This window comes from Ruegeria faecimaris (genome assembly GCF_900182615.1).
Classification (GTDB): domain Bacteria; phylum Pseudomonadota; class Alphaproteobacteria; order Rhodobacterales; family Rhodobacteraceae; genus Ruegeria; species Ruegeria faecimaris.
The window spans coordinates 84,302-111,226 of sequence record NZ_FXTE01000005.1 but is presented as its reverse complement, the minus strand read 5'-3'; the positions used below and the strand labels follow the sequence as shown (position 1 = coordinate 111,226).

The 26,925-nt window shown below is 57.9% G+C and carries 30 protein-coding genes; 21 read left to right on the top strand and 9 right to left on the bottom strand.

Going from position 1 to position 26,925, the window contains the following annotated elements; all coding sequences use genetic code 11:
* The first annotated feature begins 40 nt into the window (after positions 1 to 40).
* Positions 41 to 700, top strand: a complete 660-nt coding sequence (locus FN806_RS11230) for a YggS family pyridoxal phosphate-dependent enzyme (RefSeq protein ID WP_142637099.1) — start codon at positions 41 to 43, stop codon at positions 698 to 700.
* Here FN806_RS11230 and FN806_RS11225 read toward each other — a convergent pair.
* Positions 684 to 1,184 carry a L,D-transpeptidase family protein gene (locus FN806_RS11225; protein ID WP_142637097.1) on the bottom strand — a complete coding sequence of 167 codons (501 nt, stop codon included), beginning with the start codon at positions 1,182 to 1,184 and terminating at the stop codon, positions 684 to 686. The two genes, FN806_RS11230 and FN806_RS11225, sit on opposite strands and share 17 nt — an antisense overlap.
* Positions 1,181 to 2,275 carry a GTP cyclohydrolase II gene (gene ribA, locus FN806_RS11220; RefSeq protein WP_142637094.1) on the bottom strand — a complete coding sequence of 365 codons (1,095 nt, stop codon included), beginning with the start codon at positions 2,273 to 2,275 and terminating at the stop codon, positions 1,181 to 1,183. The genes FN806_RS11225 and ribA overlap by 4 nt, the downstream gene beginning before the upstream one ends.
* Positions 2,276 to 2,438: 163 nt before the next feature.
* On the opposite strand from ribA, the gene FN806_RS11215 reads away from it, so the two are divergent.
* The 6 genes from FN806_RS11215 (at position 2,439) to FN806_RS11190 (ending at position 6,447) form a co-directional block, all read left to right on the top strand.
* Positions 2,439 to 3,125 (top strand): response regulator transcription factor, encoded by a 687-nt coding sequence (locus tag FN806_RS11215; RefSeq protein WP_142637092.1) that lies wholly within the window; start codon positions 2,439 to 2,441, stop codon positions 3,123 to 3,125.
* A gap of 192 nt (positions 3,126 to 3,317) precedes the next feature.
* Positions 3,318 to 3,746 (top strand): GFA family protein, encoded by a 429-nt coding sequence (locus FN806_RS11210; protein ID WP_221929484.1) that lies wholly within the window; start codon positions 3,318 to 3,320, stop codon positions 3,744 to 3,746.
* Between the two features lie 71 nt (positions 3,747 to 3,817).
* Complete coding sequence (locus FN806_RS11205) at positions 3,818 to 4,606, top strand: exodeoxyribonuclease III (protein ID WP_142637090.1); 789 nt, start codon at positions 3,818 to 3,820, stop codon at positions 4,604 to 4,606.
* 75 nt (positions 4,607 to 4,681) lie between these two features.
* Positions 4,682 to 5,596 carry a thioredoxin gene (gene trxA / locus FN806_RS11200; RefSeq protein WP_142637088.1) on the top strand — a complete coding sequence of 305 codons (915 nt, stop codon included), beginning with the start codon at positions 4,682 to 4,684 and terminating at the stop codon, positions 5,594 to 5,596.
* Positions 5,597 to 5,623: 27 nt separating this feature from the next.
* Positions 5,624 to 6,265 (top strand): LON peptidase substrate-binding domain-containing protein, encoded by a 642-nt coding sequence (locus tag FN806_RS11195; protein ID WP_142637086.1) that lies wholly within the window; start codon positions 5,624 to 5,626, stop codon positions 6,263 to 6,265.
* The gene (locus FN806_RS11190; protein ID WP_142637084.1) at positions 6,262 to 6,447 is read left to right on the top strand and encodes a Trm112 family protein; all 186 of its coding nucleotides are present in this window, start codon (positions 6,262 to 6,264) and stop codon (positions 6,445 to 6,447) included. The genes FN806_RS11195 and FN806_RS11190 overlap by 4 nt, the downstream gene beginning before the upstream one ends.
* Here FN806_RS11190 and FN806_RS11185 read toward each other — a convergent pair.
* The gene (locus tag FN806_RS11185) at positions 6,444 to 7,670 is read right to left on the bottom strand and encodes an FAD-dependent monooxygenase (RefSeq protein ID WP_142637272.1); all 1,227 of its coding nucleotides are present in this window, start codon (positions 7,668 to 7,670) and stop codon (positions 6,444 to 6,446) included. The genes FN806_RS11190 and FN806_RS11185 overlap by 4 nt on opposite strands.
* A gap of 89 nt (positions 7,671 to 7,759) precedes the next feature.
* On the opposite strand from FN806_RS11185, the gene FN806_RS11180 reads away from it, so the two are divergent.
* The 4 genes from FN806_RS11180 (at position 7,760) to FN806_RS11165 (ending at position 13,916) form a co-directional block, all read left to right on the top strand.
* Positions 7,760 to 9,088, top strand: coding sequence for an amidase (locus tag FN806_RS11180; protein WP_142637270.1), 1,329 nt, complete (start codon positions 7,760 to 7,762; stop codon positions 9,086 to 9,088).
* A 107-nt stretch (positions 9,089 to 9,195) separates the two neighbouring features.
* Complete coding sequence (locus tag FN806_RS11175) at positions 9,196 to 10,377, top strand: aminotransferase class I/II-fold pyridoxal phosphate-dependent enzyme (RefSeq protein ID WP_142637082.1); 1,182 nt, start codon at positions 9,196 to 9,198, stop codon at positions 10,375 to 10,377.
* A 14-nt stretch (positions 10,378 to 10,391) separates the two neighbouring features.
* Entirely contained in the window at positions 10,392 to 13,280 is a 2,889-nt protein-coding gene (locus FN806_RS11170; protein WP_142637080.1) for a DNA translocase FtsK, read from the top strand.
* Positions 13,281 to 13,319: 39 nt separating this feature from the next.
* Positions 13,320 to 13,916, top strand: coding sequence for a LolA family protein (locus FN806_RS11165; protein ID WP_142637078.1), 597 nt, complete (start codon positions 13,320 to 13,322; stop codon positions 13,914 to 13,916).
* A 12-nt stretch (positions 13,917 to 13,928) separates the two neighbouring features.
* Here FN806_RS11165 and FN806_RS11160 read toward each other — a convergent pair whose 3' ends face one another.
* Both FN806_RS11160 and FN806_RS11155 read right to left on the bottom strand, forming a co-directional pair.
* A complete protein-coding gene (locus FN806_RS11160) occupies positions 13,929 to 14,510 on the bottom strand; it encodes a transglycosylase SLT domain-containing protein (protein WP_142637077.1) in 582 nt (193 codons plus the stop codon).
* A gap of 60 nt (positions 14,511 to 14,570) precedes the next feature.
* Positions 14,571 to 15,452 (bottom strand): AEC family transporter, encoded by an 882-nt coding sequence (locus FN806_RS11155; RefSeq protein WP_142637075.1) that lies wholly within the window; start codon positions 15,450 to 15,452, stop codon positions 14,571 to 14,573.
* An 80-nt stretch (positions 15,453 to 15,532) separates the two neighbouring features.
* Here FN806_RS11155 and hspQ point away from each other — a divergent pair, with 80 nt between their 5' ends.
* Positions 15,533 to 15,859 carry a heat shock protein HspQ gene (gene hspQ, locus FN806_RS11150; protein WP_142637073.1) on the top strand — a complete coding sequence of 109 codons (327 nt, stop codon included), beginning with the start codon at positions 15,533 to 15,535 and terminating at the stop codon, positions 15,857 to 15,859.
* Between the two features lie 34 nt (positions 15,860 to 15,893).
* Here the strand turns inward: hspQ and FN806_RS11145 are convergent, their stop codons facing one another.
* From FN806_RS11145 to FN806_RS11135, 3 genes are all read right to left on the bottom strand, one after another.
* A complete protein-coding gene (locus tag FN806_RS11145; protein ID WP_142637071.1) occupies positions 15,894 to 17,471 on the bottom strand; it encodes a gamma-glutamyltransferase family protein in 1,578 nt (525 codons plus the stop codon).
* 212 nt (positions 17,472 to 17,683) lie between these two features.
* Positions 17,684 to 18,124: an ATP-binding protein gene (locus FN806_RS11140; RefSeq protein ID WP_142637069.1), complete on the bottom strand. Its 441-nt coding sequence runs from the start codon at positions 18,122 to 18,124 to the stop codon at positions 17,684 to 17,686.
* A 32-nt stretch (positions 18,125 to 18,156) separates the two neighbouring features.
* Positions 18,157 to 18,495, bottom strand: a complete 339-nt coding sequence (locus FN806_RS11135; protein WP_142637067.1) for an STAS domain-containing protein — start codon at positions 18,493 to 18,495, stop codon at positions 18,157 to 18,159.
* Between the two features lie 100 nt (positions 18,496 to 18,595).
* Between FN806_RS11135 and FN806_RS11130 the strand changes: the two genes are divergently transcribed.
* The 3 genes from FN806_RS11130 to FN806_RS11120 all read left to right on the top strand — a co-directional run bounded on the left by FN806_RS11130 (position 18,596) and on the right by FN806_RS11120 (position 20,892).
* Positions 18,596 to 19,768, top strand: coding sequence for a thiolase family protein (locus tag FN806_RS11130; protein ID WP_142637066.1), 1,173 nt, complete (start codon positions 18,596 to 18,598; stop codon positions 19,766 to 19,768).
* A gap of 74 nt (positions 19,769 to 19,842) precedes the next feature.
* Complete coding sequence (locus tag FN806_RS11125) at positions 19,843 to 20,310, top strand: GAF domain-containing protein (protein WP_142637064.1); 468 nt, start codon at positions 19,843 to 19,845, stop codon at positions 20,308 to 20,310.
* 57 nt (positions 20,311 to 20,367) lie between these two features.
* Positions 20,368 to 20,892 carry a GNAT family N-acetyltransferase gene (locus tag FN806_RS11120; RefSeq protein WP_142637062.1) on the top strand — a complete coding sequence of 175 codons (525 nt, stop codon included), beginning with the start codon at positions 20,368 to 20,370 and terminating at the stop codon, positions 20,890 to 20,892.
* A gap of 39 nt (positions 20,893 to 20,931) precedes the next feature.
* Here the strand turns inward: FN806_RS11120 and FN806_RS11115 are convergent, their stop codons facing one another.
* Positions 20,932 to 21,201: a DUF1294 domain-containing protein gene (locus tag FN806_RS11115; protein WP_142637060.1), complete on the bottom strand. Its 270-nt coding sequence runs from the start codon at positions 21,199 to 21,201 to the stop codon at positions 20,932 to 20,934.
* Positions 21,202 to 21,318: 117 nt separating this feature from the next.
* Here FN806_RS11115 and FN806_RS11110 point away from each other — a divergent pair, with 117 nt between their 5' ends.
* The 6 genes from FN806_RS11110 to FN806_RS11085 are packed head-to-tail and all read left to right on the top strand — an operon-like array spanning position 21,319 to position 26,914.
* Positions 21,319 to 21,888 carry a helix-turn-helix domain-containing protein gene (locus FN806_RS11110; protein ID WP_142637059.1) on the top strand — a complete coding sequence of 190 codons (570 nt, stop codon included), beginning with the start codon at positions 21,319 to 21,321 and terminating at the stop codon, positions 21,886 to 21,888.
* Positions 21,888 to 22,511 carry a LysE family translocator gene (locus FN806_RS11105; protein ID WP_142637057.1) on the top strand — a complete coding sequence of 208 codons (624 nt, stop codon included), beginning with the start codon at positions 21,888 to 21,890 and terminating at the stop codon, positions 22,509 to 22,511. Before FN806_RS11110 ends, FN806_RS11105 begins: the two co-directional genes overlap by 1 nt.
* Positions 22,512 to 22,516: 5 nt before the next feature.
* Positions 22,517 to 22,897, top strand: coding sequence for a GFA family protein (locus FN806_RS11100; RefSeq protein WP_142637055.1), 381 nt, complete (start codon positions 22,517 to 22,519; stop codon positions 22,895 to 22,897).
* 15 nt (positions 22,898 to 22,912) lie between these two features.
* A complete protein-coding gene (locus FN806_RS11095) occupies positions 22,913 to 25,363 on the top strand; it encodes a GcvT family protein (protein WP_142637053.1) in 2,451 nt (816 codons plus the stop codon).
* Between the two features lie 19 nt (positions 25,364 to 25,382).
* On the top strand, positions 25,383 to 25,859 hold the full coding sequence (locus tag FN806_RS11090; RefSeq protein ID WP_142637051.1) for a cupin domain-containing protein: 477 nt from the start codon (positions 25,383 to 25,385) through the stop codon (positions 25,857 to 25,859).
* Positions 25,860 to 25,861: 2 nt separating this feature from the next.
* Positions 25,862 to 26,914, top strand: coding sequence for an alcohol dehydrogenase family protein (locus FN806_RS11085; RefSeq protein WP_425471984.1), 1,053 nt, complete (start codon positions 25,862 to 25,864; stop codon positions 26,912 to 26,914).
* Positions 26,915 to 26,925 lie beyond the last annotated feature (11 nt).

The window sequence follows — 26,925 nt, the reverse complement described above, 5'->3', positions numbered from 1 at the left end:
CATAGTGTTTTTCTTCGCCCATAACTGATCGAGGACCCAAATGTCGCTGCAAGAAATATCTGCCCGGATAACCAAAGCCGAAACTGCCTCGGGGCGTGACGTCGGGGCCGTGAAGCTGATCGCCGTGTCAAAGGTTCAGCCGAATGAGCGTGTAGCGGAAGTGCTTGCTTTAGGGCATCGCTGTTTCGGTGAAAACAGGGTTCAAGAAGCCGTCGGAAAATGGCCGGAATTCAAGCTGCAATATCCAGATGTCGATTTGCATCTGATTGGGCCGTTGCAAACGAACAAAGCCCGTCAGGCGTTGGATCTGTTCAGCACGATCCATTCTGTTGACCGCCCCAAACTGGCCAATACTCTGGCCCGGCTTGCGCAAGAGGTCGGCACTTGCCCGGACCTGTTCATTCAGGTCAATACCGGTGAAGAGGATCAAAAGGCAGGAATTCTGCCCACTGAGGCAGACGCATTTATTGCCGATTGCCGCGGGCTCGACCTTCCGATTCAGGGCCTGATGTGCATTCCGCCTGTCGAGGAAGAGCCATCTCTGCATTTCGCCTTGCTTGCCAAGATAGCTGAACGCAATGGTCTGAAAGGGCTATCCATGGGGATGAGCAGCGATTTCGAGCAGGCCATTGCACTTGGCGCGACCCATGTGCGCGTCGGCTCGGCCATTTTCGGTGAACGAGTTAAGCCTGAGGGATAATCAACCGCGTGCCTGGCTCGATTCGACGTGCGATCCACCGCAGATGGTCGCGCCGAAAGGCAACGCAGCCTTCTGTAGGAAAACCGGGCCGTCGCCATTGATGCAGGAAAATTGCTGAACCGCGCCCGGCCACCGCATTGGGCCAGTTCCAGTCAGTGATCAGAACCAGATCGTAAAGCGGGTCCGCGCGGCGGAGTTTTTCGTGGCTGAAAGGATAGGGTGCGCTGACCATATGATTGTACTGCGTGTCTTGCACATCATCTGACCAGAGGTCCTGAGGACCGATTGGGATGGCCCAAGGCGACGGTCTTGCGAGCCGGTCGGGCCGGTACAGCATACCAACGATGTTGAGGCAGCCGGTCGGCGTGGCGCCGTCCCCCTCACGCTTGCTGTTGCTTAACCCACCTTTCCCGATCGAACAGGGAAAATACCCGCCGCGAAAACGAACGCCGCGGCGGGTTAGAACCAGATCTGCGGGTGTCACAGCAAATGTCCCGACTTGGCTGCTTTGGTGGCCAGATAGTCGCGGTTATGGGCAGTTTCGCCGACTTTCAGCGGGACGCGCTCGGTGACGGCGATGCCGGTCTTCTCCATCATCGCGATCTTGGCGGGGTTGTTGGTCAACAGCCTTACGGAACTGAAGCCGAGCAATTTCAGGATGTCCGAGCCCAGACGGAAATCGCGCTCGTCATCCTCGAACCCGAGACGGTGATTGGCCTCGACTGTATCGAACCCTTGATCCTGCAGGAAATAGGCGCGCATCTTGTTGGCCAAGCCAATCCCGCGGCCTTCCTGATTCAGATACAGAAGTACTCCTGCCCCTTCAGACCCCATCTGGGCCAGGGCCCCACGCAGTTGTGGCCCGCAATCACATTTCAAGCTGCCCATCAGATCACCGGTGAAGCAGGCCGAATGCAGCCGAGCCAATACCGGTTTGCTGCGGTCGGGGCGGCCGATCTCTATTGCGTAATGTTCCTCGCCGCCATCTTCAGGGCGAAAAACGTGCAGGCGCCCGGCTTCGGATACCTCCATCGGCAGTCGGGCGGCCACGACCTCATTCAAAAGGCTTCGATCCGACAGATGTGGCGCGGCGCGGGTATGGTCAATACATGTCAGGCCATGTGCAGTAGCGAAGGTTCGACCATCTTGAACAGGAACAACGATTGCCGCCGGCAGAAGGTGGGCTGACTTGGTCAAAGCAATGGCAATGCGATGCAGATTGGCGTTGCCCTGACGCTCTGTCATCAGTGGGCCTTTCATAGGCGCGTTCAGATCGTCCGAGGGATCGGCCACCGCCTGCACCCAGGCAACATCGGCATCTGCCGGAACGATCACACGCGCCAGGTCACCGTCATAGGCCCGTGCCTTTAATGTCTCGGCCCGTCGGAGAGTCACTGCGACTACAGGATCGCCACCCAGACCTTGCAAGTCGGCAAGCCGCTGTGCGCTCAGCGTTTCCGACGCAATGGCCAGTACGCTAAAGCCGGTGTCATCCGTCAGGGCGACCGGCAAGCCCATGCGCAGGTCAGCCCGTGCCCGAGCAAGCAGTTCCGAGATATCCGGGATAAGACTCATCTGTTGTTACCCTGTAACGATCAGCCCTTCATGTAGCCTGATCAAAAGGAAATGTGAAACAATTCCTCATCCTGAGACACGAGGGCGTGAAACGGTTGCAGCAAACCTTGTTGATTGCATCTTTCGCGCGCAAGTGGTGGAAAAGGGCTCAGGAGGACCGGATATGGCACAGCTAAAGAAAATCCTGCTAGTGGATGATGATGAGGATCTGCGCGAAGCGTTGAGCGAACAGCTCGTGATGACCGAGGATTTTGATGTATTCGAAGCGTCGGACGGGGCATCAGCCATGGAGCGGGCTCGCGAGGCGATTTACGATCTGGTCATTCTGGATGTTGGCTTGCCCGACACGGATGGGCGCGAGCTGTGCCGCCTGATGCGCAAGCAAGGTGTGAAAAGCCCGATCCTGATGTTGACCGGTCATGACAGTGACGCGGACACCATCCTGGGTCTGGATGCCGGTGCCAATGACTATGTTCCCAAGCCGTTCAAGTTTCCGGTTCTTCTGGCACGTATCCGTGCACAGCTTCGCCAGCATGAACAATCAGAAGACGCGGTATTTGTGCTCGGGCCTTATACTTTCAAGCCGGCGATGAAGATGCTGATCACCGACGAAGACCGCAAGATTCGACTGACCGAGAAGGAAACCAATATCCTCAAGTTCCTGTACCGGTCCGCCGACGGTGTCGTCGCCCGTGACATTCTGCTGCATGAGGTCTGGGGCTATAATGCCGGTGTCACCACACATACGCTGGAAACTCATATCTATCGCCTGCGTCAGAAGATCGAGCCCGATCCATCCAACGCGCGCCTTTTGGTCACAGAATCGGGTGGATATCGCTTGGTATCGTAACTTGATGTGGATTGACTTGGATCAAAGTGATACCCTGTAGACATCTTTAAGTTACTCCCAACCCGTACATGTCCGGGTAATGACATGTACCTCCCTGTTGGACTGCCGGGCCTGATGGCCCGGCCTTTTTTGTTTGTGCTGCAAAATGTTTTGCGGCTCCTAGCGGATTGCGACAAAGTATATGTTCATGTAATGTTCTATTTCTGGAATGCAAAATTGGAGGCGAAAGTGATTCATGGAAGTTGCCTGTGTGGCGCCGTAAAATTCCAACTTACCAGTGAACCTTCGGTTATGGGAACATGCCATTGTTCGCGTTGTCGGAAGGCAGGTGCAAGCACTGTTGTCTTCGTCAAGAAAGATGATGTTGTTTGGCTGGACGGTAAGGACCGAGTTGTCACTTACCAGCCTGAACCGCCCTATAAATATGGCAGGTGTTTCTGCGATACCTGTGGGACGTCGCTTGGTGAAATTCTGGCTGATGCGGACAGTTTTCCGATTGCGGCTAATGCGCTGGACACTCCGTTTGATCTGAAAGTCCAGTTTCACGAATCCGTATCTGAGAAACCGCATTGGTACGAGATTTGCGATGATGCGCCCCAATCCTCAGGGCATCCGTCCTGATAATTTCTTTTACGATGGTACCTGTGAAAGCACCGCGTTAGGGTGCGCCAACCGCGACAGAGGAATTCCCTATGCCTTTTACTCTTGCCACATGGAACATCAACTCGGTCCGTCTGCGCGAGCCTATCGTGCTGAAATTGTTGCGCGAAGAGGCGCCGGATGTTCTGTGCCTGCAGGAATGCAAGTCTCCGGTGGACAAGATCCCCACCGAAGGGTTTGCCGAACTGGGTTACACTCACATGGTTGCGCGCGGGCAAAAGGGCTACAACGGCGTTGCGATCCTGTCTCGCCTGCCGATGGTCGAGGCGGGCGACATGGATTTCGCAGATCTCGGCCATGCGCGCCATATCGCGGGGCGGCTGGAAAACGGCGTGACGATTCACAATTTCTATGTCCCTGCGGGCGGTGATGTGCCGGATCGTGAGGTGAATGAGAAATTTGGCCAGAAGCTGGATTACCTGACCGATATGCGTGACTGGTTCCACGCGGAAAAGCCGGAAAAATCCATTCTGGTTGGTGATCTGAATATCGCTCCGCGTGAGGATGATGTCTGGTCGCACAAACAGTTGCTCAAGGTCGTTTCGCATACACCGGTCGAGGTCGAGGCTTTGGCCGAAACGCAGGACGCAGGCGGTTGGGTCGATGTCACCCGGCAGGACATCCCCGAAGGGCAGCTTTATAGCTGGTGGTCCTATCGCGCGCGGGATTGGGACGTGGCCGACAAGGGGCGGCGGCTGGATCACGTCTGGGCGACCCCGGATATCTCGAATGCAGGCCATTCCAGCCGCGTTCTGCGCAACGCGCGCGGGTGGGAAAAGCCCAGTGATCACGCCCCGGTCTTTGCGACCTTTGACGTCTGACGTAAAACTCTGCCCTTGGTTTCCGGGTCAAGCGACTGCATATAGAGCGCAAGTTTAATCGAAAGAGTGACAGCCATGGACCTTCTGAACGGCGCAGACATCCCCGCCACCGATCTGATCAAGGACGGGACCGAAGCCACTTTTATGGCGGATGTGGTCGAAGCCTCGCAGGACGTGCCGGTCATCGTTGATTTCTGGGCGCCGTGGTGCGGCCCATGCAAAACGTTGGGCCCGCTGTTGGAAGAGGCTGTGACCGCCGCCAAGGGTGCGGTCAAGATGGTCAAGATCAACGTGGACGAGGCGCAGATGATCGCCTCACAGATGCGCGTTCAGTCTATCCCGACCGTGTATGCCTTTCACAAAGGCCAACCGATCGACGGATTTCAGGGCGCAGTGCCCGGATCCGAGATCAAAGCATTTGTAGATCGCGTGATCGAGGCGACAGGTGGCGAAAGCCCGGGTGGTCAACTGGACGATGCTGTCGAGGCTGCCGAGGAAATGCTGACCGAAGGTGCCGCAGCGGATGCCGCTCAGACCTTTGCTGCCATTCTGGGTGAGGATCCGAACCACGCCACCGCTTATGGTGGGCTGGTACGCGCGCATATCGCCACTGGCGATTTGGAGCAGGCCGAGGCAATTTTGAACGGTGCCCCGGCGGAGATTTCCACATCGCCAGAGCTTGAAGCGGCAAACGCACAGTTGGAACTGGCCAAGCAAGCGGCAGATGCCGGCCCGGTGGCCGAATTGACCGCAGCGGTTGAGGCCGATCCTGACAATCATCAGGCACGGTTCGATCTGGCGCAGGCCCTGCATGCCAATGGCGAGGTTGAAGAGGCGGTGGCGCAGCTGCTGGAAATGTTCCGCCGTGACCGTGAATGGAACGAAGGCGCGGCCAAGTCTCAGCTGTTCACGATATTTGATGCGCTCAAACCCAATGATCCGATTGTTCTGAACGGGCGGCGCAAGCTCAGCTCGATGATATTTGCCTAATTCTGGATCAGGGCTACACTCGGGTACATGATGCATCCCGCTGATCTGCCGGAAACGGTATCCGTTTTCCCTTTGCCCGGGGCGCTGTTGCTGCCCCGATCGCGCTTGCCGCTGCATATATTTGAGCCGCGCTATCTGCAGATGCTGGACGACGCTTTGAAGACCCAGGAACGGTTGATCGGGTTGGTTCAACCGAATCCCTGTCAAAGCAACGAAAACAAGCTGCACCAAATTGGCTGCGCGGGGCGGGTGACGCAGTTTTCCGAAACTGAAGACGGCCGCTATCTGATCACTCTGACTGGCATCTCCCGGTTCCGTATTCAGGCCGAGTTGGATGCTTTTACCCCATACCGCCGTTGTAACGTGACCTGGCGCGGGTTTGACCGTGATCTTGGCAAGGTCGAGCACGACGAGGGGTTTGATCGGGTGGGGCTTTTGAAGCTGTTGGAAAAGTTCTTTTCGTCGCGAAAGTTGTCGGCTGATTGGGATATGTTGAAAGACGCGAATGATGAACTGCTTGTGAATTCGCTGTCGATGTTGCTGGATTTTGATCCGGAAGAAAAACAAGCCTTGCTAGAGGCTCCCTGTTTGCGCACCCGGCGCGAGACTTTGGTGACACTGATTGAATTCGCCATGCGCGGCGGAGCGAATGAGGAAACACTACAATGACCACCGTTGAACACGCTTTTGACCGCCACATGCTTGAGGCGCTAATTTGTCCGAAGACGCATACAACGCTGCATTATGACGCTGAAAAGCAGGAACTGGTGTCAAAAGCGGCGGGTTTGGCCTTTCCGATCCGCAATGGCATTCCTGTCATGTTGGTGGATGAGGCGCGCGAGCTGGACTAGATCGCCCGACCCTGCAGTAGTTTTGGCAGGTCTCCGGTCAGGCCGGCGGCCTCGCGCACGAAACCGCGACGCAGGCCGGGTAGTGACCCGACGACGCCCATCCCGATATCCCGTCCGATCCGTAGTAGAGGATTGTCGTTGGAAAACAGCTTGTTGAACACATCCGTCGCCATCGCCAAAGACGCGGTGTCAAACCGTCGCCATTCCTGAAAACGCTCCAAAACCAGTGGCGAACTAATATCTTCCCCGCGCCGTCCGGCCAGGGTCAGCACCTCGGCCAGAGCGCCCACGTCGCGCAGGCCCGCATTCAGGCCCTGGCCTGCAATCGGGTGCATTCCATGGGCTGCGTCTCCGACCAGTGCCATCCGTTCTCCGATGAAAGAGTTGGCGATGGTCAGGTTCAGCGGATAGGTAAACCGATCTCCGGCCAGACGGATTTCGCCCAGGAAATCGCCGAATCTGGGGCGCAGGACCTGCAGATAGTCCTCCTCGGGCAGGGCGTTGATGCGCTTGGCCATTTCTGTTCGCTCGCTCCAGACGATAGAGCTGCGATTGCCGGTCAGAGGCAGAATGGCCAAAGGGCCGGGTGGCATGAAGAACTGATGCGCGATGCCGTGATGCGGCAAGTCATGTTCGATGGCGCAGACCAGCGCGGTCTGCCCGTAATCCCATCCTGTGCGTTTGATCCCGGCACGTTCCGCTGTGCCGCTGCGACGCCCATCGCATCCGATCAGCAGCGCACCCTTGACGACCGCGCCATCATCCAATGTCAGGCTGACGCCTGTTCCCGAGGTCTGCTGTGACACTACCGTCTTGCCGCTGATCTGGGTAATGGCCTTTTCCGCGGCCATCGCGTCCAGAAAGGCACGGCGCAGGTGGCGGTCTTCGACCATAAAGCCCATCGGACCTTCTTCGATCTCGGCATGGTCGAAATGCATGAAAAACGGCGACGGGCCAGCGCCTGCATGGCCATCGGTGACCTTGATTTCGAGCATTGGCTGGGCGTGTTTGGCAACCCGTGACCAAACCCCAATCGCCTCTAGCAGGCGCTGCGAGGCCAGGGCCAACGCATAGGCTCTGCCGTCAAAAGCCGCATTTTTGCGAACCTTTTCGGCCAGCGCGTCAATGACGGTAACTCTGTGCCCTGTTTGTGCCAGTGCCAAAGCCAAAGCGGGGCCATTCAGGCCGCCGCCGACGATCAGGATATCCGAGCTCTGTTCCATGCTGCGCACTATGCGCGCCCATTCGGGATTGTCCATGTGCGGTCCTGTCGCTACCGTCGCTGGGAATGCAGAAATTGAAGGGGGCAGTGATGCAGGATTGGTTGTCGATGACGGCTTGTGATCTGGGTCGGGGCATTGGCATGGGCCAGATTGACCCGGTTGAACTGACAGAGACCTTTCTGACTGCGATAGCAGCCCACCCGCATCGCGACCGAATCTATGCCCGCGTGACCGAAGCGCGCGCCCGAGCCGAGGCTGAGGCGGCGCAGGAACGGGCCAAGCTGGGATTGCGCCGATCATTGTTGGATGGGGTGCCGATCAGTTGGAAAGACCTGTTCGATACTGCCGGGACTGCCACCGAGGCAGGAACGGCACTGCTGAAAGACCGGGTTCCCAAAACTGATGCAATCGTGCTGCGACATGCCAGTGCCATGGGCGCGGTATGTCTTGGCAAAACCCATATGAGCGAGCTGGCGTTCTCGGGTCTGGGCCTGAACCCGATCACCGGAACACCGCCCTGCATCGATGATGAGGATGCGGTTCCCGGCGGGTCATCCTCGGGGGCTGCGGCGTCCGTGGCTTGGGGCTTGGCGGCCTGCGCGATTGGCTCGGATACTGGCGGGTCGGTGCGGATACCGTCAGCCTGGAACAATCTGGTCGGGCTGAAAACCACTGCCGGGCGGGTCAGCCTGGAGGGTACAGTCCCGTTGTGCCTGCGGTTTGATACCGTTGGACCGCTGGCCCGCTCGGTCGAAGATGCGACCCATATGCTGGCCATGCTGGAGGGCGGGACGCCAGCTGATTTGCGCGGAGCCAATCTAAAGGGGCGTCGTTTCGCGGATTTGCAGACTGTCGCCAAGGATGATTTGCGCGCAGAGCCGCGTGTCGCTTACGAGGATGCCCTGGATCGGTTGCGTGAGGCCGGTGCAGATATCCTGCCTCTTGAGGTCCCTGAACTAGCCGACGCGATGGGGCTGTCGGGGGTTCTTTACACCACCGAAGCCTATGGCCTGTGGCGAGATGTGATCGAGGCCAACCCAGATGTGATGTATCCCGAAATACTCGAACGGTTCCGTGCTGGACGAAATGCTTCGGGCCCCGATTATGTTGCAGCCTGGTCAAGGCTGAAGGCGTGTCGCGGTGCATGGGACGTGGCCACTGCCGGGTTTGACGCCGTTTTGGCCCCAACTGCACCGATCCTGCCGCCCAATCTTGAACGGCTGATGAGCGATCATGACTATTACGTCACCGAAAACCTGCTGGCATTGCGGAACACCCGGATCGGCAACCTCATGGGGCTGGCAGCGCTGACCTTGCCGACCGGAAAACCGGGCTGCGGGCTGATGATGATGGGTTATCCGGGGTCCGAAGAGGCGCTTTTGCGGCTTGGTTCCGCGGCCGAGGCCGCATTGGCCTGAATGCCACAATCCCCTGATTCGGCGCCTCTTTGTCTGGACGAAGCCCCGCCCGGACTGTAACCTGCTTGAAAACGGGGCGAAATGATCCCGATATTGAGGCAGTAGTTATGAATTTCCCCGAGCGGTTTTCGAACCTTCCGGAATACGCATTCCCGCGCCTGCGCACCCTGTTGGATCATCACCAACCGGGCGGTGAAGTGATTCACATGACCATTGGTGCGCCGATGCACGCTTTTCCGGCCTGGGTCAGCGACGTGATTGCGGAAAATGCTGCCGGTTTTCAGGGATATCCGCCGAATGAGGGTTCGGCCGAGCTGCGCGGTGCGATCACTGACTGGATTGCACGCCGTTATGGCGTCACGATGGATCCGGACACGCAGGTTATGGCCCTGAACGGGACGCGCGAAGGGCTGTATAACGCCGCCATGGCGCTGTGCCCCGAACAGAAATACGGACAAAAACCGGTCGTTCTGTGCCCGAACCCGTTCTATCAGGTCTATATGGTTGCCTCGATCTCGGTCGGGGCTGATCCGGTTTTTGTCCCGGCCACGGCGGCCACAGATCATCTGCCGGACTATGCGGGATTGCCCGCGGATGTGCTGAACCGCACTGTCGCCGCTTATATCTGCTCACCGGCCAACCCGCAGGGCGCAGTTGCCACGCGTGAATACTGGGTCGAGCTGATCCGGTTGGCTGAAACATATGATTTCCGCATCTTCGCCGATGAATGCTATTCCGAGATTTACCGCGACACAGCGCCTACAGGTGTTCTGACGGTCGCAAAGGAACTGGGCGCTGATCCTGAACGGATCACCCTGTTCAACTCGCTGTCAAAGCGGTCGAACGTGGCCGGGCTGCGGTCTGGCCTGATTGCAGGCGGGCCGGAAACGATCAAGCGGGTCAAGCAGTTACGCAATTATGCCGGCGCGCCATTGCCGCTGCCATTGCAGGCCGCCGCCGCACGGCTGTGGGCCGATGAGGCGCATGTGGTCGAGAACCGCGCGCTCTATCAGGAAAAATACGCCATCGCAGACGAGGTGTTTGCAGGTATCCAGGGCTATATGCCTCCCGAGGCCGGATTCTTTCTGTGGCTGCCGGTCGAAAGTGGCGAGGAAACCGCATTGAAACTGTGGCAGCAGACCGGAGTTCGGGTGCTGCCGGGCGCATATCTTTCTCAAGGTGATCCGGGGCAAAACCCGGGCGAGCAATTTATCCGGGTCGCGATGGTGGCCCCAAAAACAGAGATGCGGCAGGGGCTGATCACGCTCCGCGACTGCATCTATTCGTGAGGTACGAGGGCAAAATGGCATCATATAACGCGCGCAACCGCGATCCATTGCTGGACAGCACGACTCAGGCCGCCATCGAGAGGCGCAGCAAAGAGTTGATCGGCATCGCCCTGATCCTACTTGGGTTGGCTTCGGCGGCGATGATCTGGTCCTACACACCGGATGACCCGAACTGGATGGTGTCGACGGATGCACCAGTGCAGAACTGGATGGGGCGTGTTGGTGCCTCGATCGCGGCGCCATTGTTCATGATTGTCGGTTGGGGCAGTTGGAGCATCGCGTTGGTCTTGATCGGCTGGGGTGTGCGTTTTGCCGGGCATTTCGGTGAAGATCGTGCCGTCGCCCGCCTGATATTTGCACCGATCTGGATCGCCATTGTCTCGGTCTATGCGGCGACATTAGTGCCGGGTGAGGCTTGGCGCGTAACGCATAGTTTTGGTCTGGGTGGATTGTTTGGGGATACGGTCATGGGTGCCTTCCTGACCTTGTTGCCCATATCCTCGCATTTTATTGTCAAGCTGATGTCTCTGGCGATGGCTATTGGGATGCTGACGCTGGGCGTGTTTGTTCTTGGTTTCACCAAGGATGACGTGCGCAAGGGGTTCCGCGCCTTCCTGCTAGGGCTGGTCATGTCCTATGACATATTGATGAATCTGCTGGGCCGTGGGGCTGCCGCAACAGCGGAGGCTGCGCGCGAACGTCGTGCCCAATGGGACGAACGCAAGACGGCCCGCGCCGAAGGGGCCGTGTTCGACGACGAGATTGCGTTTGCGGACCCTGTTTTCGACGAGCCACTTCTGGAAGCGCCCGAACCGGTAAAGACCGGCCTTCTGTCGCGCATTCCTGATCTGATCCGCCGCCCGGACCCCATGCCCGAACCCGAGCTGATCGACCGTGAACCTGTCGCGGGTTACGAGGAAATGCCGGGTGAGGACCGTATCCGTTCAAAGATTTCTGCCGCCGTGCGCAATCGTAAGGTTGCAGTCGGAGAGATGGCTCCTGAGCCCGATCCCGACCTGCCGCTGACCAAAGGGCGGGGCCGTGGACCCGACCCGTTGATCCTGAACGCAGGGCCTGCGGACGATCTGCCGCCCGAGCCGCCAGTGACATCAACCGGGCTGCCGCCCGAGCCGATGCTGTCAGCGCAGCCTGAAACAGAATGGCAGGAACCGCTGCATCAGGATTTTGCGCCCGAGCCGGATTTCGATGACGAGGCCGTTTTCGAGGATGACGCCGATGAGATGCCGCAAGCCCGCCCGGCGATGAAAATCCCCGTGGCCGAGCCGCGCAAGCCGGTGGTTGCTCAACCCGTGCGCCGCACCCCGCCACCCTCGCGCCGGGCCCAGGCCGAGGCCCAGCCCGCGTTGTCGTTCGAAGAAAAGCACTCTGATTTCGAACTGCCTCCGCTGGGCCTGCTGTCTAACCCCTCCAGCATTCAGCGCCATCACCTGAGCGATGAGGCCCTGGAAGAGAATGCGCGGATGTTGGAAAATGTGCTGGATGACTATGGCGTCAAAGGTGAGATCGTCAGCGTCCGCCCCGGTCCGGTTGTCACCATGTACGAACTTGAGCCGGCTCCGGGTTTGAAAGCCAGCCGTGTTATTGGTCTGTCGGATGACATTGCCCGCTCGATGTCGGCCCTCTCGGCGCGGGTTTCGACCCTGCCGGGCCGCTCGGTCATCGGGATCGAACTGCCCAATGAAAACCGTGAAATGGTGGTACTGCGCGAAATCCTTTCGAGCCGTGACTTCGGAGACGGCAATCAGGCGCTGCCTTTGGCGCTGGGCAAGGATATTGGCGGTGAATCCGTTGTGGCCAATCTGGCCAAGATGCCCCACCTGCTGATCGCGGGGACCACTGGTTCCGGTAAATCGGTGGCGATCAACACGATGATCCTGTCGTTGCTGTATAAGCTGACGCCGGATGAATGCCGCCTGATCATGATCGACCCCAAGATGCTGGAATTGTCGGTCTATGACGGCATCCCGCATCTGCTCTCACCCGTGGTGACCGACCCGAAGAAGGCGGTTGTCGCCTTGAAATGGGTCGTGGGAGAGATGGAGGATCGCTATCGCAAGATGTCCAAGATGGGCGTGCGTAACATCGCGGGCTATAACGGCCGCGTGAAAGACGCGCTGTCCAAGGGCGAAATGTTCAGCCGCACGGTCCAGACCGGTTTTGACGACGAAACGGGTGAACCGATGTTCGAGACCGAGGAATTCGCACCCGAGTCGATGCCCTATATCGTTGTTATTGTCGACGAGATGGCCGACCTGATGATGGTCGCGGGCAAAGAGATCGAGGCCTGCATCCAACGTCTGGCGCAGATGGCGCGGGCCTCGGGTATCCACCTGATCATGGCCACGCAGCGCCCCTCGGTCGATGTGATTACCGGCACGATCAAGGCGAACTTTCCGACCCGGATTTCCTTCCAGGTGACGTCAAAGATCGATAGCCGCACCATTCTTGGTGAAATGGGCGCCGAACAACTGCTGGGGCAGGGTGACATGCTGTATATGGCGGGTGGTGCGAAGATCACACGTTGCCACGGTCCGTTTGTCTCGGATGAAGAGGTCGAGGAAATCGTCAACCATCTGAAGCAATTCGGCCCGCCGGATTATATGAGCGGTGTGGTCGATGGACCGACCGAGGAAAAGGCTGATAATATCGACGCTGTTTTGGGTTTGAACACCGGGGGCAACACCAATGGCGAAGACGCCCTTTACGATCAGGCCGTGGCGATTGTGATCAAGGATCGCAAATGCTCGACCTCGTATATCCAGCGGAAACTTGCCATTGGCTATAACAAAGCTGCGCGTCTGGTTGAGCAGATGGAGGACGAAGGCATTGTTTCATCGGCAAATCACGTCGGAAAACGCGAAATCCTGGTGCCAGAGCAATAGGATATTTAATAACAAGGGCAGAGCGCTTATCTGGGTCTTATGAAACAGATTGCTTTTGCCCTTGCACTGACACTGGCCACACCCGCCGCCTGGGCTGCGGACAAGTTGCCGCTGTCGCAGATATCGAATTACCTGAATGGTCTGAAAACTGTCGAGACGACATTTACACAGGTCAATGATGATGGCTCACTGAGCACAGGAAAGCTGTGGATCGCGCGACCTGGAAAGATGCGGTTCGAATATGACCCGCCAGACAGCGCCGTTGTGTTGGCACGCGCTGGCACCGTTCAGATTTTCGATCCGAAATCCAATCAACCGCCCGAGCAGTATCCGTTAAAGCGAACACCTCTGTCTCTGGTTCTGGCACGGAATGTCGATCTGGGTCAGGCTAATATGGTGGTTGGACATGACTTTGACGGAACGGCCACTGTCGTGACAGCACAGGACCCGAAAAACCCTGACTCCGGTCGAATTGAGCTGATGTTCACTGGCGATCCGGTTGAGCTGCGAAAATGGGTGATCCACGATAATGCAGGCGGACAGACAACGGTTCTGCTGGGACAGCTTGATACCGAAAAAAATCTAAGCAGCAGCTTGTTTTCGAACAAGAACAGAAGCGGGTCAGGCAATCGCTGACCCGCTGTTTGTTCAGTAACGACAGCCTGACAGTTGCGCCTGGTACATCCGGGCGCGCGCATCCACATCATTGGCCACGTTCAGCAACCACGTCTTGCTGTAATGGCTGCCGCGGGCATAACCGGTATGGCCTTCATGATAGGCCAGATACTGATTGCGCGTGTCGCTTGGCTGGATGCCATTCCGCTCATAGCTTTTGTTCATGTACCAGCCGATGAAATCCGAAGCGTCGCGGATACGGTCCCGCTTGGCCCGGCGTTTGCCGGTTTCGCGCTGATACTCATCCCATGTCCCGTCCAGCGCCTGGCTGAAGCCATAGGCGCTGCTCTGGCGGCCCATCGGGATCACACCCAGAACATATTGATGCGGTGTGCGCGCATCGTGTTTATAGCGGCTTTCCTGATAGATCGTCGCCATCTGAACGTGAACGGGGATGCCCCATTTCCGTTCGGTGCTTTTGAACGCCTTGATGTATTCCGGCCGTTCACGTGCAATGCTGCATGCATCATTCAGCTTGCTGGGCGGTTGTTTGGAACCACCCCCGCAGGATGCCAAAAGCAGCACCCCGAAGAGTACGATAAGAATTCTGCTCATGTGCCTCGTGCCTTTTTTCTTCATTCTAGCGCAGATTGAGCGATTAGGAAATCACAATCGCTACAGAACAATAGCTAGAATTATAGGCAAAGCGCCGACGGACATCAGGGTTGAGACCATAACCAGCCCCGCAACCGCGTCAGAATCCGCCTCGAACCGTTCGGCCAGCAGGTATGAGGTTACTGCAACCGGCGTACACATCTGCACCACCAGAACGCCGAACGCGACTTTATCCAGATCAAACCCTTTTGCGATTGCCCATGCCAGGGCAAAACACACGACCAGTTTCAACGCCGATAGCCAGACCGCTTGCCCTAGCTTTCTGGTGGTCAGCCGCGCAATCGCAACACCAAGCGTGATCAGCATCATCGGAATCGCCATCTGTCCCAGCAGGTCCAGCGTATTGGTCACGAAGACAGGTGTTTGCCAGCCCTGCCACAGAAACAGCGCCCCCAGCAGAGTAGCCCAAACCATGGGTTCACGTGCTACCTTGCCGAAAGCGCCTTTTCCCGCCACCAGGTAGATCCCGTAAGTAAAGGAAAACAGGGCGGTAACGGCCAGAAATATCACCGCGAAACCCAAGCCTGCCTGCCCAAATGCGAAAATGGCCAGAGGCAGGCCCAGATTCCCCGTGTTGCCGAATATCAGCGGCGCCAGATAGGTGCGCCTTTCCAGCTTGCTGGCCCGGACAAATACGCCAAATGCGACCGCCAGCCCGACATGGCCTGTGATGGCGGCCAAAGTGAACCGGGTCAGCTCTCCGGGCGGGATCTGGGTTTGCATCAGGGCCACGAAAATCAGGCTGGGCACGGCGAGCGTCACCGCAAGGCGGGTCACAAATTGCAGCCTGTATTCAAAGCCAAGTTTGACCCAGGCAAACCCGATCCCCGCCAAGAGGAAGACCGGGGCCACGATTTCGAGTACTGTCAGTAAGAGGTTCACAGACTGTTTCCCATTATTTTAGATCAATGATTGGCATTCCTATGAGGAAACGGGTAGTAAGACCTTTGGGGGCAAACGTGATGCTAAAGACACAAGCAAAGTACCGGCTGGGCCAAGTCGTCCGCCACAAAAAACATCCCTTCCGAGGGGTGATTTTTGACGTGGACCCAGAGTTTTCAAATACCGAAGAATGGTATCAGGCCATTCCCGAAGACAGCAGGCCGATCAAGGATCAGCCGTTTTATCATCTGTTGGCGGAAAATGACCAATCCTTCTATGTTGCTTATGTTTCTGAACAAAATCTGATTGCCGACCAGTCCGGAGAACCGGTCGAGCATCCGGATATCCCCGATATGTTTGGTCCGTTTGAAAACGGCGCATATCCGTTGCATTTCCATTTGAACTAAAAATGGAAGCGCGGGTGAAACCGGGCCCATACTGTCAATAACCAAGCGCGCACCCATCTTTTCGCGGATCGCTTGCGCCTTGCAAAACGCCGCTCTTCTGGATTCGGATCGCTTGAGCCCCGCCAAGAGGTGTTTCCGAAATCAGAACTTTGTGGCCGATTTCAGATAATTGTTGCGCGACCTTCCGCGAAATTCCGCGTTCCAGTTTCAAGACAGGTCCGTCTGCAAAGGCCCGCGGTGCGTCTATGGCCTGCTGCAGCGCAAACTCATCGTCAGTTAGCAGCGAGACCAGCTTTGCATGTCCTGTGGGCTGAAAGGCACCACCCATCACGCCGAAGGGCATCAGGATTTTGCCTTTCTGTTTCAACATGCCGGGAATGATCGTGTGCATCGGGCGTTTGCCGCCGCCAAACTCGTTCGGATGGCCTGATTGCAACGTAAATCCAGACCCGCGGTTTTGCAGCAGAATGCCGAATTTCTCAGAGGCGATACCCGATCCAAAGCTATGAAAGATCGAATAGATCAGCGATACCGCCATCCTGTCCCTGTCGACCACCGTGATATAAACCGTGTCCTTGTGAATGGCTTCGGTCAGTGGGGCAGCAGCGGGCATGGCATGGTTTGGATTGATAAGCTCTGCCAGTCGATCGGCTGTTGTCTGGTCCCAAAACCTGTCTGCGTGTGTCGTATGATCCGGATCGGCGATGAACCTGTTGCGGGCATCGTAGGCGAGTTTTGAGGCTTCGGCCTCGATATGCAGACGCTCTGCGGATAGCGGATCCATGGATCCGAGGTCAAAGTTCTTGAGGATATTCAGCAGCAAAAGGGCGGTTGCACCTTGGCCATTGGGCGGATGTTCCAGCAGGTCCAAGCCACGATAGTGCCCTGCGACCGGAACTGTAGGTGTGGCAGCGGTCGCGTCCAGATCTTCTGCTGTGTGTACCCCGCCCATGGCCGTCAGGGTCGAGATAATATCTTCGGCGACCTCGCCCGCGTAAAACGCCTTTCGTCCGTATTTGGCGATTCTGCGCAGCACTTCTGCCTGCCCGGCGGACCGGAACATGTCTCCGGTCTTTGGAACGTCTCCTTTCAGCAGATAGTGGTTCCTGGCTGCCCCTTGCAACGTGTTAGCACCCGGGCCCCAATCAAAAGCCACACGTGGGGCGACCGGCACGCCCTGGTCTGCATAGCGGATGGCGGGTTGCAGGATGGCGTCCAGCCCTAGTTTGCCCTCGGTTTCGGCCAGCTGGCAGAACGCCTCGACCGCGCCGGGAATGGTGACCGCATCCGGTGTATTGAGCGGAACTGCAGTCAGTCCCTTATCGCGCAAGCTGCCAGCGTTGGCTGCTGCCGGTGCCCGGCCAGAGCCGTTGAGGGCCCGAACCTCATCTTCTCCGGCGCGGTTGTACAGAACAAAGCAATCTCCGCCCAGGCCGGTCATTTGTGGTTCGCAAAATCCCAAAAGCACTGCCCCGGCGATGGCTGCGTCCATCGCGTTGCCACCTTGCTGTAGAATGCCAAGGGCCGCTTGGGCTGCCAGCGGGTGAGATGTGGCGCACATCCCTTCGGTCGAAAAAACTTCGGATCTGCCTGGTGCCTGAAAATCCCGCATTGCGCTGCCTTCCCGTGTGATCGCGCAGAAGGTATCGCGCGTCCGGGTATTGTCCAGTCAAATCAAAGGGGAAGTTCCTCGGCATCGTTCACTGGGTGGGGGCTGTGACATACGATGCCGAGGGAAGCTATCTGAGCTACAGTTAAGACTTTGATCTTTGTTTGCGGCGCTACAATGGTTCGAAAAGGGCCTTATTGTGACGTTTTATAGCCCTAATCCGCGTCGAGAAAACTGAATCGCAGTGACAACCGGTTGCAGCCTTCGCTACGGTCATAGCGGATTTCACTGGTCAGTTGGTGGATCAGAAACCATCCAAATCCCCCCTCGGGCAGGTCTTCACGTCTTTCCCCCAGAGGTGCAGGTGCACCTTCTGGTACGCGAAAGCCGGGAAGGGGATTGCCGGTATCCGAGATGAGGATTTCCAACCAGCTCTGATGCAGGCGGCAGTGTACCTTGACGCTGGCGGGCGTGGTTCCGGCATAGGCGTGTTCAACGACATTGTTAATGGCTTCGGCCAGAGCAATTCTGACATCAGCCGCTTTGTGTGCAGGCAGCCCTTTAGACGACAGTGCCTGGCTCAACTTGGCAATGCCAGAGCTTGCCTCGACCTCGGTCGCAGCGAAGCTCAAATCGAAACTGATGCCGTTACACATTAGCCTTACGCCTGTTCAGTTTCTCCTTGTGTTCAATCCGGCGCACCGGACAGTGCGTCATCCATCGTTGGGTAAAGCTTGAACACCGTGTCCATGCGCGTAAGGCGAAACACCTTTTCCACAAAGGGCTGAAGACCTGCCAGATCCAGGCGCCGTTCAGCCCCGAGTTGTTTCATGGCGGCGACAATGGCACCCAAACCACTGGAGTCGATGAATTCGACACCGCTGAGATCCAGAACCACACGCACAGCCCCACCTTCGGTTTCCGTGCGCATGTTTTCTTTGAACTGAATGGCCATTGCGGCATCAATCCGGTTGGATTGTACAGTAATTATTTGAATATTGTTGGTCGTAGTACTGGACAGGCCCATACGTGACGGTCCTTTAACTGAAATCGCTCGTAGAAATACGCTAGACGGGAATTCTTACCATTCGGTATCCATCGAATGACAAGAATTTAGGAGCGCCCAGATGAAGCAAGTTGTAATCGCCGGAGCAGCACGTACCCCGATGGGTGGATTTCAAGGAATGTTCGATGGTGTTTCTGCCGCCGATCTGGGTGGAGCCGCGATCCGGGCCGCGCTGCAGGGTGCCGGTGCTGAAACGGTTGACGAAGTGCTGATGGGCTGCGTTCTGCCAGCCGGGCAGGGTCAGGCCCCTGCACGTCAGGCTGGGTTTGCAGCCGGCTTGGGCCAAGAGGTCCCGGCCACGACGCTCAACAAGATGTGCGGATCAGGGATGAAGGCTGCGATGATGGCCTTCGATCAGATCGCATTGGGCCATGCCAACACAATGATCGCGGGCGGGATGGAGAGTATGACGAACGCGCCCTACCTGTTGCCCAAAATGCGTGAGGGTGCGCGCTTGGGGCACGCTCAGGTCGTCGACCACATGTTTCTGGACGGGCTAGAGGACGCCTACGACAAAGGTCGTCTGATGGGCACTTTCGCCGAAGACTGTGCCGAGGCGTTCCAGTTCACCCGCGAAGCACAGGACGAATACGCCCTGCAGTCCCTATCTAACGCGCTGGCCGCGCAGGACAGCGGTGCGTTCGACGGTGAAATCACTCCGGTAACCGTCCGTACAAGGAAAGGCGAGGTCACGCAGTCCGCGGACGAGCAGCCGAAAACCGCCCGCCCGGAAAAGATACCTTCGCTGAAACCGGCTTTTCGCAAGGGTGGAACGGTGACGGCGGCCAACGCGTCGTCGATCTCTGATGGGGCGGCAGCTCTGGTTCTGGCGTCAGCTGAAGCCGCCGAAGCGCAATGCCTCTCGGTTCGGGCGCGCATTCTGGGTCATTCCAGCCATGCGCAGGCTCCGGGATTGTTCACGACTGCGCCAGTTCCCGCTGCGCAAAAGCTTTTGGCCAAAATCGGCTGGTCCAATGATGATGTGGATCTGTGGGAGGTAAACGAAGCCTTTGCCGTGGTGCCGATGGCATTCATGCATGAGATGGGTCTGACGCGTGACAAGGTAAATGTGAATGGTGGTGCATGCGCCCTGGGTCATCCTATCGGCGCTTCGGGAGCGCGTATCATGGTCACCCTGCTGAACGCGTTGGAAAAGCGGGATCTGAAACGCGGCGTGGCGGCGATCTGCATCGGTGGTGGAGAGGGCACTGCAATCGCGATTGAGCGCGTTTGACGCGGGGCCGATTCCACCATAGGTCCGGTGCTGTAGAACCTGTTTACAAGATCACTGACCGGACCCGCCCCCCCATGACCGTTGACTACGATACGCTGACCAAGACAATCGTCGCCCTAACCGCAGGCGAGACAGATCAAGTTGCTCTGATGGCGACAATCGCCTGTGAGGTTCATCACGCCGATGATCGGTTTGACTGGACGGGGTTCTATCGCGTAACAGATCCGGGCATTTTGAAAATAGGCCCCTATCAGGGTGGTCACGGGTGTCTGGTTATTCCCTTCGGGCGCGGTGTCTGTGGTGCCGCGGCGCGGACCGGAAAGGTACAGTTGGTGACGGATGTGCATGCGTTTCCAGGTCACATTGCCTGCGCCTCGTCTACGCAGTCCGAACTGGTGCTTCCGGTGCGCAATGCCTCGGGCGAGGTCATCGCGGTTTTTGACATCGACAGTGACCAGCCGGATGCGTTCACGGATGAGGACGCAGAAAAGCTGTCTGCCATATTGTCAAAGGCGTTTTCGGGCGAGTTAAGAGGGGCCTGACGCAAAATCAGCCCGTCTGTTAGACTGGAATGGATACTAATTGCGACTGGCCAAGGCATGATCCCGGACCAATTCACCACAGAGCGGCTTGCCGTCTGCCACTGGCAAGTGGAAGTCTCTGAAGCTGGTCGCCTTTCAGCGTTGACGGCCGAGTTGGCAACCGTCCTGACACCAGCGGTTCTTGAGCCCCTGCCGCCTTCGATGCAGGTCGAAGAAACGCCCAGCGGGATGACCGACTGGATCGCGGCACGCAAGACCGAAAGCGATGTTCTTCTTGTTCGGCTAAGGCAAAATAATCAACTGATCGGACTGCTGATACTGGCCTCAGAACCCGAAGATCAGGCCGCACCAGCCATTCACCTTGGATATCTGTTTGCCGAACGAGCCTGGGGCTGTGGCTATGCAACCGAACTTGTGTCCGGCTTTATCGCGGCCTGCGGCACGAGCCGCGCCATTCGGTTTTTGGCCGGGGTCGAGCACAGCAATCCCGCCTCTGCCCGTGTGCTACAGAAATCGGGGTTCACGCGATCCTCAGCTCACTCCACCGACGATACCGATATGTATGTCTGCGACATTTCCTAGATCCCATCGGGATCTTACGTGGCTTGCGGATCAAGCCAACTACAGAATGTCTGTGATTAGGAAATATGCCAGCCCGACCTGAGTCGCAAAGATCGCAAACAGCGACAGGGAAAACCGGCCTTTTCGGGACTTGTGATTGAAAATCCAACGCCCGACCAGCGCACCGGGACTGCCGCCCAGTGCCGCCAGCCACAATAGCCTGCGTTCCGGAACCCGGCTTTTTCTGCGTCTGGCGCGCAGCTTGTCCCAGCCAAAGGCCAGCAAAGTCAGGCCGTTGATGACCCACAGGTATATAACCGCAATCCACATAGCTGACGGATAGCTAAATGCGTCGATTTTCCCAAGTGAAAAAATGCTTGGAATTTTCACCGATTCGCGGCATCGTGAAAAACACGAGGAAAATTTCACCAGATATCGGAGAGTTCGGTGAACAGCCAAGCCCCCCACAGTGCAACGCTCGGAGCCGACATTCGCGCATTGCGTAAGGCGCGTGGGTTGACGCTGACCGAGATCGCAGAGCGGTTGAACCGGTCGGTCGGATGGCTCAGCCAGGTTGAACGCGACAAGTCCGAACCGTCAATTTCAGACCTGCGTCAGATCGCGGAATGTCTGGGTGTGCCGATGTCCATGCTGTTCGCCCATTCTGCCGCCCCCGCCAATGAACAAGGCTATGTCGTGCGCGCCGGGTCGCGCCGCCCTATGGGGTCGGGCGAAGAAGGTCTGATCGAGGAACTGCTGTCACCCGATCTGACTGACGATTTTGAGATGGTGCATTCCACCTTTGAGCCGCATTCCAAGATGCAGAATCCGGCGGACCGCCCCACGCAAGAGGTTGGCTATGTGATTTCCGGTCAGTTGAATCTGACCATCGGCGCGCAAAGCTTTTCGGTTGGGCCCGGTGACAGTTTTCGGATCAAGAACGAACCCTATATTTGGGCGAACCCTCATGATGAGCCCGCTGTGGTCATCTGGGTCATCGCACCTCCGGTGTACTGATGAGTTTCGAGGCCTGGACCATATTCGCGCTGTTCTGGGTGGTGTTTGTAACCACACCGGGGCCTAACGCGGTGAACTGTATCTCGAACGGGATGAGCCTGCCCTTCACAAAAGCGATGCTGGGTGTCTTGGCGATCCTGACCCAAGCCAGCGCCTTTTTGGTTTTGTCGGCGCTTGGGGTGACGGCCTTGATCGCGGCCTCACCCACCGGATTCTTCATCGCCAAGCTGGTGGGCGCAGGGTTTCTGATCTGGCTGGGTGTCCGAGGCTGGAAGGCTGCAGCAAATCCCGCCCCTATTTCCGAACGCCCTGCACGGCATGTCTATCTGCATGCGCTGGCCGTCGCGACAATCAACCCCAAAAGCGTCGCGGGTTATCTTGCTGCATTCTCGCAATTCGTGCAGCCGGATGTGCCGATCTGGGAGCAAATGTTGGTCATCATGCCAACGGCGCTGATCATCACAACGCTCAGCTACATCGGGTTCACTCTTCTAGGTGCGCTTATGGGGCGGGCCGCGCTGGGGGCCGTGTTCAACATCTGGGTGCGCCGGGTCATGGCCACCTGTTTCATCATTTATGGTGTGTTGCTGGGCACCACCAGCGCGCCAGCAGCAAGGGGATAAGCGAAATGCATACAGGTTCCTGTCTGTGCGGCTCGGTTGCGTTCAAGATCGAAGGCGATCTTCCTGCCGCCTCGGCCTGCCATTGCGGTCAATGCCGCAAACAGTCGGGTCATGTCTGGGCCTCGACCTCGGCCCATCAAGACGACATCACCTTCACCGCCAGCGATACGCTGAGCTGGTTTCGTGCTTCCGACATCGCCCGACGGGGGTTTTGCAACGCCTGCGGCTCTTATCTGTTCTGGCAGCATAAGGACGAAGACCGGATTGCCATTGCTATGGGGGCGCTGGATGCACCCACCGGACTGACCCTCGCCCGCCATATATTTGTGGCTGACAAAGGCGATTACTACGACATCACGGACGATCTGCCTCAAGAGGCACAGTAACAGGGACTGAAAGACATGAGTGATTTTCCGACAAAAGCCCGCGTGGTTATTATCGGTGGCGGAGTGGTGGGGACATCGTCCCTGTATCATCTGGCCAAAAAGGGCTGGACCGACTGTGTTCTGCTGGAGAAAAATGAGCTGACCGCCGGGTCGACCTGGCATGCAGCTGGCAACGTGCCGACCTTTTCGACCTCTTGGGCGATCATGAACATGCAGCGCTATTCGACCGAGCTTTATGCGCGGCTGGGTGAAGAGGTCGACTATCCGATGAACTATCACCAGTCCGGCTCAATCCGGTTGGCCCATTCGAAAGAGCGGGTGCAGGAGTTCGAGCGGGCAATGGCGATGGGCCGTTATCAGGGCATCGAGATGGAGATGTGGACACCCGAACAGGCCAAAGAGCATTACCCGTTCCTGGAAACTCATGACCTTGAGGGTGTTCTGTTCGACCCGACCGATGGCGACATCGACCCGGCGCAGTTGACCCAGGCACTGGCCAAGGGTGCGCGCGACATGGGGGCGAAGATCCTGCGTTTCTGCCCGGCCACGGGTGTGACCCAGAAGGAAGACAAGACCTGGATCGTGCATACCGACAAGGGCGATATCGAAGCGGACCACGTGGTCAATGCCGCCGGGTATTACGCCCAGCGTGTGGGTGAATGGTTCAAGCCCTTCGGCGGTCGCACCGTTCCGGCCATGGTGATGAGCCACCAGTACCTGCTGACCGACGAAGTGCCCGAGATCGAGGAATGGTCCAAGGCCAATGGTGGTAAAAAGCTGCCGCTTCTGCGCGACGTGGATATCTCGTATTACCTTCGGCAGGAGAAGAACGGATTCAACCTTGGCCCCTATGAGCCCAACTGCAAGGGCCACTGGATGACCGAGGATGATCCGATGCCCGAGGATTTCAGTTTCCAGCTATGGAATGATGATCTGGACCGGATCGAAGACATCGTCACCGACGCGATGGAGCGGGTGCCGCTGATGGGGACCTCGGGCGTGGGCCGGGTGATCAACGGACCCATCCCCTACGCGCCGGACGGGCTGCCGCTGGTTGGCCCGATGCCGGGCGTGACCAACGCGTTTGAGGCGCATACCTTTACCTTCGGCATCGCGCAGGGCGGTGGTGCCGGCAAGGTGCTGGCCGAATGGATCGTCGATGGTGCAACTGAGTGGGATATGTGGGCCGTCGATCCGCGCCGTTACACCGATTACACCGATCAGGATTACTGCAACCAGAAGGGGCTTGAGGTCTATGGCAACGAATACGCCATGCATTTCCCGCACCATGAATGGCCCGCCGCGCGCGACAAAAAGCTGTCGCCTGTCCACACCAAGGTCAAGGAATTGGGCGGCGTGATGGGGCCCTATAACGGCTGGGAACGCGCCAACTGGTTTGCGCAACCGGGCGACGATACCTCTGAAGAAGCGACCCATACCTGGGGCCGTTCGGGGCCATGGGAGAAGCGGATCAAGGAAGAGTGCGAGGCTGTCCGTGATCATTGCGGCGTATTGGACTTGCCCGGATTTTCGCGTTTCATCGTAAAAGGTGAGGGTGCCGCCGAGGCGCTGCGGTCGCTGGTCACCGGCGGTTTGCCCAAGGTGGGTCGCATCAACCTGGTCTATATCTCAGATGGTCGCGGCCGGATCCTGACCGAAATGTCCTGTATCCGCCTCGGCGATGACGAGTTCGTCATGATCACGGCCGCTACAGCGCAATGGCATGACCGCGATATCCTGACCGAGGCAATGCCCACTGGCGTCACCGTCGAGGATGTCACCACCACTCGTGACACGCTGATCGTGACAGGTCCAAAATCGCGCGACATTCTGGCGGGGCTGAGCGATGCGGACCTGTCCAGTGGCTGGCTGACCCATCAATCGGCCACGGTTGCAGGTCAGCCCGCATTCCTGATCCGCGTCTCGTTTGCAGGAGAACTTGGCTGGGAGGTTCACGCGCTGAACGACCATATGCCCGCGATCTATGGCGCGATCCTTGACGCTGGTGCCAAACCGTTCGGGATGTACGCCCTGAACTCTCTGCGCATCGAAAAGGGTTATCGGGCTTGGAAAGGCGATCTGTCCACTGATTACTCTCTGTTGGAAGGCGGGTTGGAACGGTTCGTCAAACTTGACAAACCGCAGGACTTCCCCGGCAAGGCCGCGATCCTGAACGAAAAGCAGCAGGGCGTGAAAAAGGCGTTTGCCACTATGTTGGTCGAGGCAGGTGACGCGGATGCACCCTACATGTCCTGTATCTGGCACAACGGCGAGATCGTTGGCGAAACCACCTCGGGCGCTTGGGGGTATCGCGTTGGCCAATCCATTGCGCTGGGCATGATCCGTCCCGAATTGGCGGTGGCAGGTACCGAGCTTGAAATCGAAATCTTCGGTGAGAAGCGACGCGCCGTGGTACAGGACGATAAACCGCTCTGGGATCCAGAAAACGAGCGGCTGCGCGCCTGATCGCCCGAAGGAGACCTGCATGAGCATGCGTTATTCAAAACGGGGGCCCGGAGAGGGCCTCAATTATGACTGGGAAAATGACCACACATTTGTGAAGGTTTCGACCCGGGATACTGATGGCGCCTATACGCTCATGGAAGACAATCTGAAGGCCAGCTTTGCGCTTGGCCTTCATCGCCATGAAACCCATGCCGAAAGCTTCTATTTTCTGGAAGGCGAAGTGGATTTCTATGTTGATGGCGACTGGCATCGCTGTGGGCCGGGCAGCACGATGCATGTGCCGCCCGGTGTGCCGCATGCCTGCCGCGTTGCTGGAAATGCACCTGCTAAGATGCTGATGATTTTCCAGCCTGCCGGTTTTGACGGATTCCTTGCTGAGCTGGCCAAGATGACCGAGGCGGACTTCGCCGATGAGGCGAAAATGGCCGAATTGAACGCGCGGTATGACATTGTCCCGATGGGCTCTGTGCCGCCTCATCCCGATGACGAGGTTTGATCATGACACTGCCTAAAACGATGTCCGGTGTATTCCTGACCTGTCACGGCGGGCCCGAGGCGCTGGAATGGCGTGACGATATACCCGTCCCAACCCCTGCGCCGGGGCAGGTTCTGGTCCGTGTGGCCGCAGCCGGGGTGAACAACACCGATATCAACACTCGTATCGGCTGGTACTCCTCGGATGTGACCGGCGCTACGGATGCGGTGGATCAAGAGGTCGAAGCCGGAGGCTGGGGTGGCGCGCTGAATTTCCCGCGCATTCAGGGCGGTGACCTGTGCGGCATCGTCGAAATCGCGGGGCCCGAGACCGGGTTCACCCCGGGCCAGCGCGTGACCTGTCCGATCAACCTGCCACGTCCGCGACCGGGCAACCCGACAGGCTTCATCGTGCTTGGGTCCGAGATTGACGGCGCCTTTGCGCAATATTGTTTGGTGCAGGCCGATGACCTTTATGATGTCAGCGCCTCACCCCTGTCCGACAATGAAATCGCTGCCATCCCCTGCGCCTTTGGAACCGCCGAGGCTATGCTGACCCGATCCGGTGTGACTGCCGGGCAAAAGGTGCTGATCACCGGCGCATCCGGTGGCGTCGGCCTTGCCGCTGTGCAACTGGCGGCGCTGCGCGGTGCCTCGGTTTGGGGCGTGACCGGTGCGGCCAAGGCCGAAGCGGTGAAAAGCCAGGGCGCGACCGCCACGTTCAACCGGGATGCGTCGCTGCCCACCGACATGTTCGACGTGGTCATTGACGTGGTGGGCGGACCTGCATGGGCTGACCTGATCCTGGCGCTGAAACCGGGCGGTCTCTATGCCGTTGCGGGTGCGATTGCTGGCCCGATTGTTCAAGCCGATCTGCGGGATATCTATCTGCGCGACATTACCATTCACGGCAGCACCCATCAGCCGTTCGAAGTCTTCGGTCGCCTGGTCGAACTGATGAATGCGGGGCGGATCAAGCCCCTGATTTCAAAAACCTATCCGCTGAAAGACATTGCGACGGCGCAAGAGGACTTTCAGTCAAAAACGTTTCCGGGAAAACTGGTTCTGGTTCCCTGAGGAGGTTCATC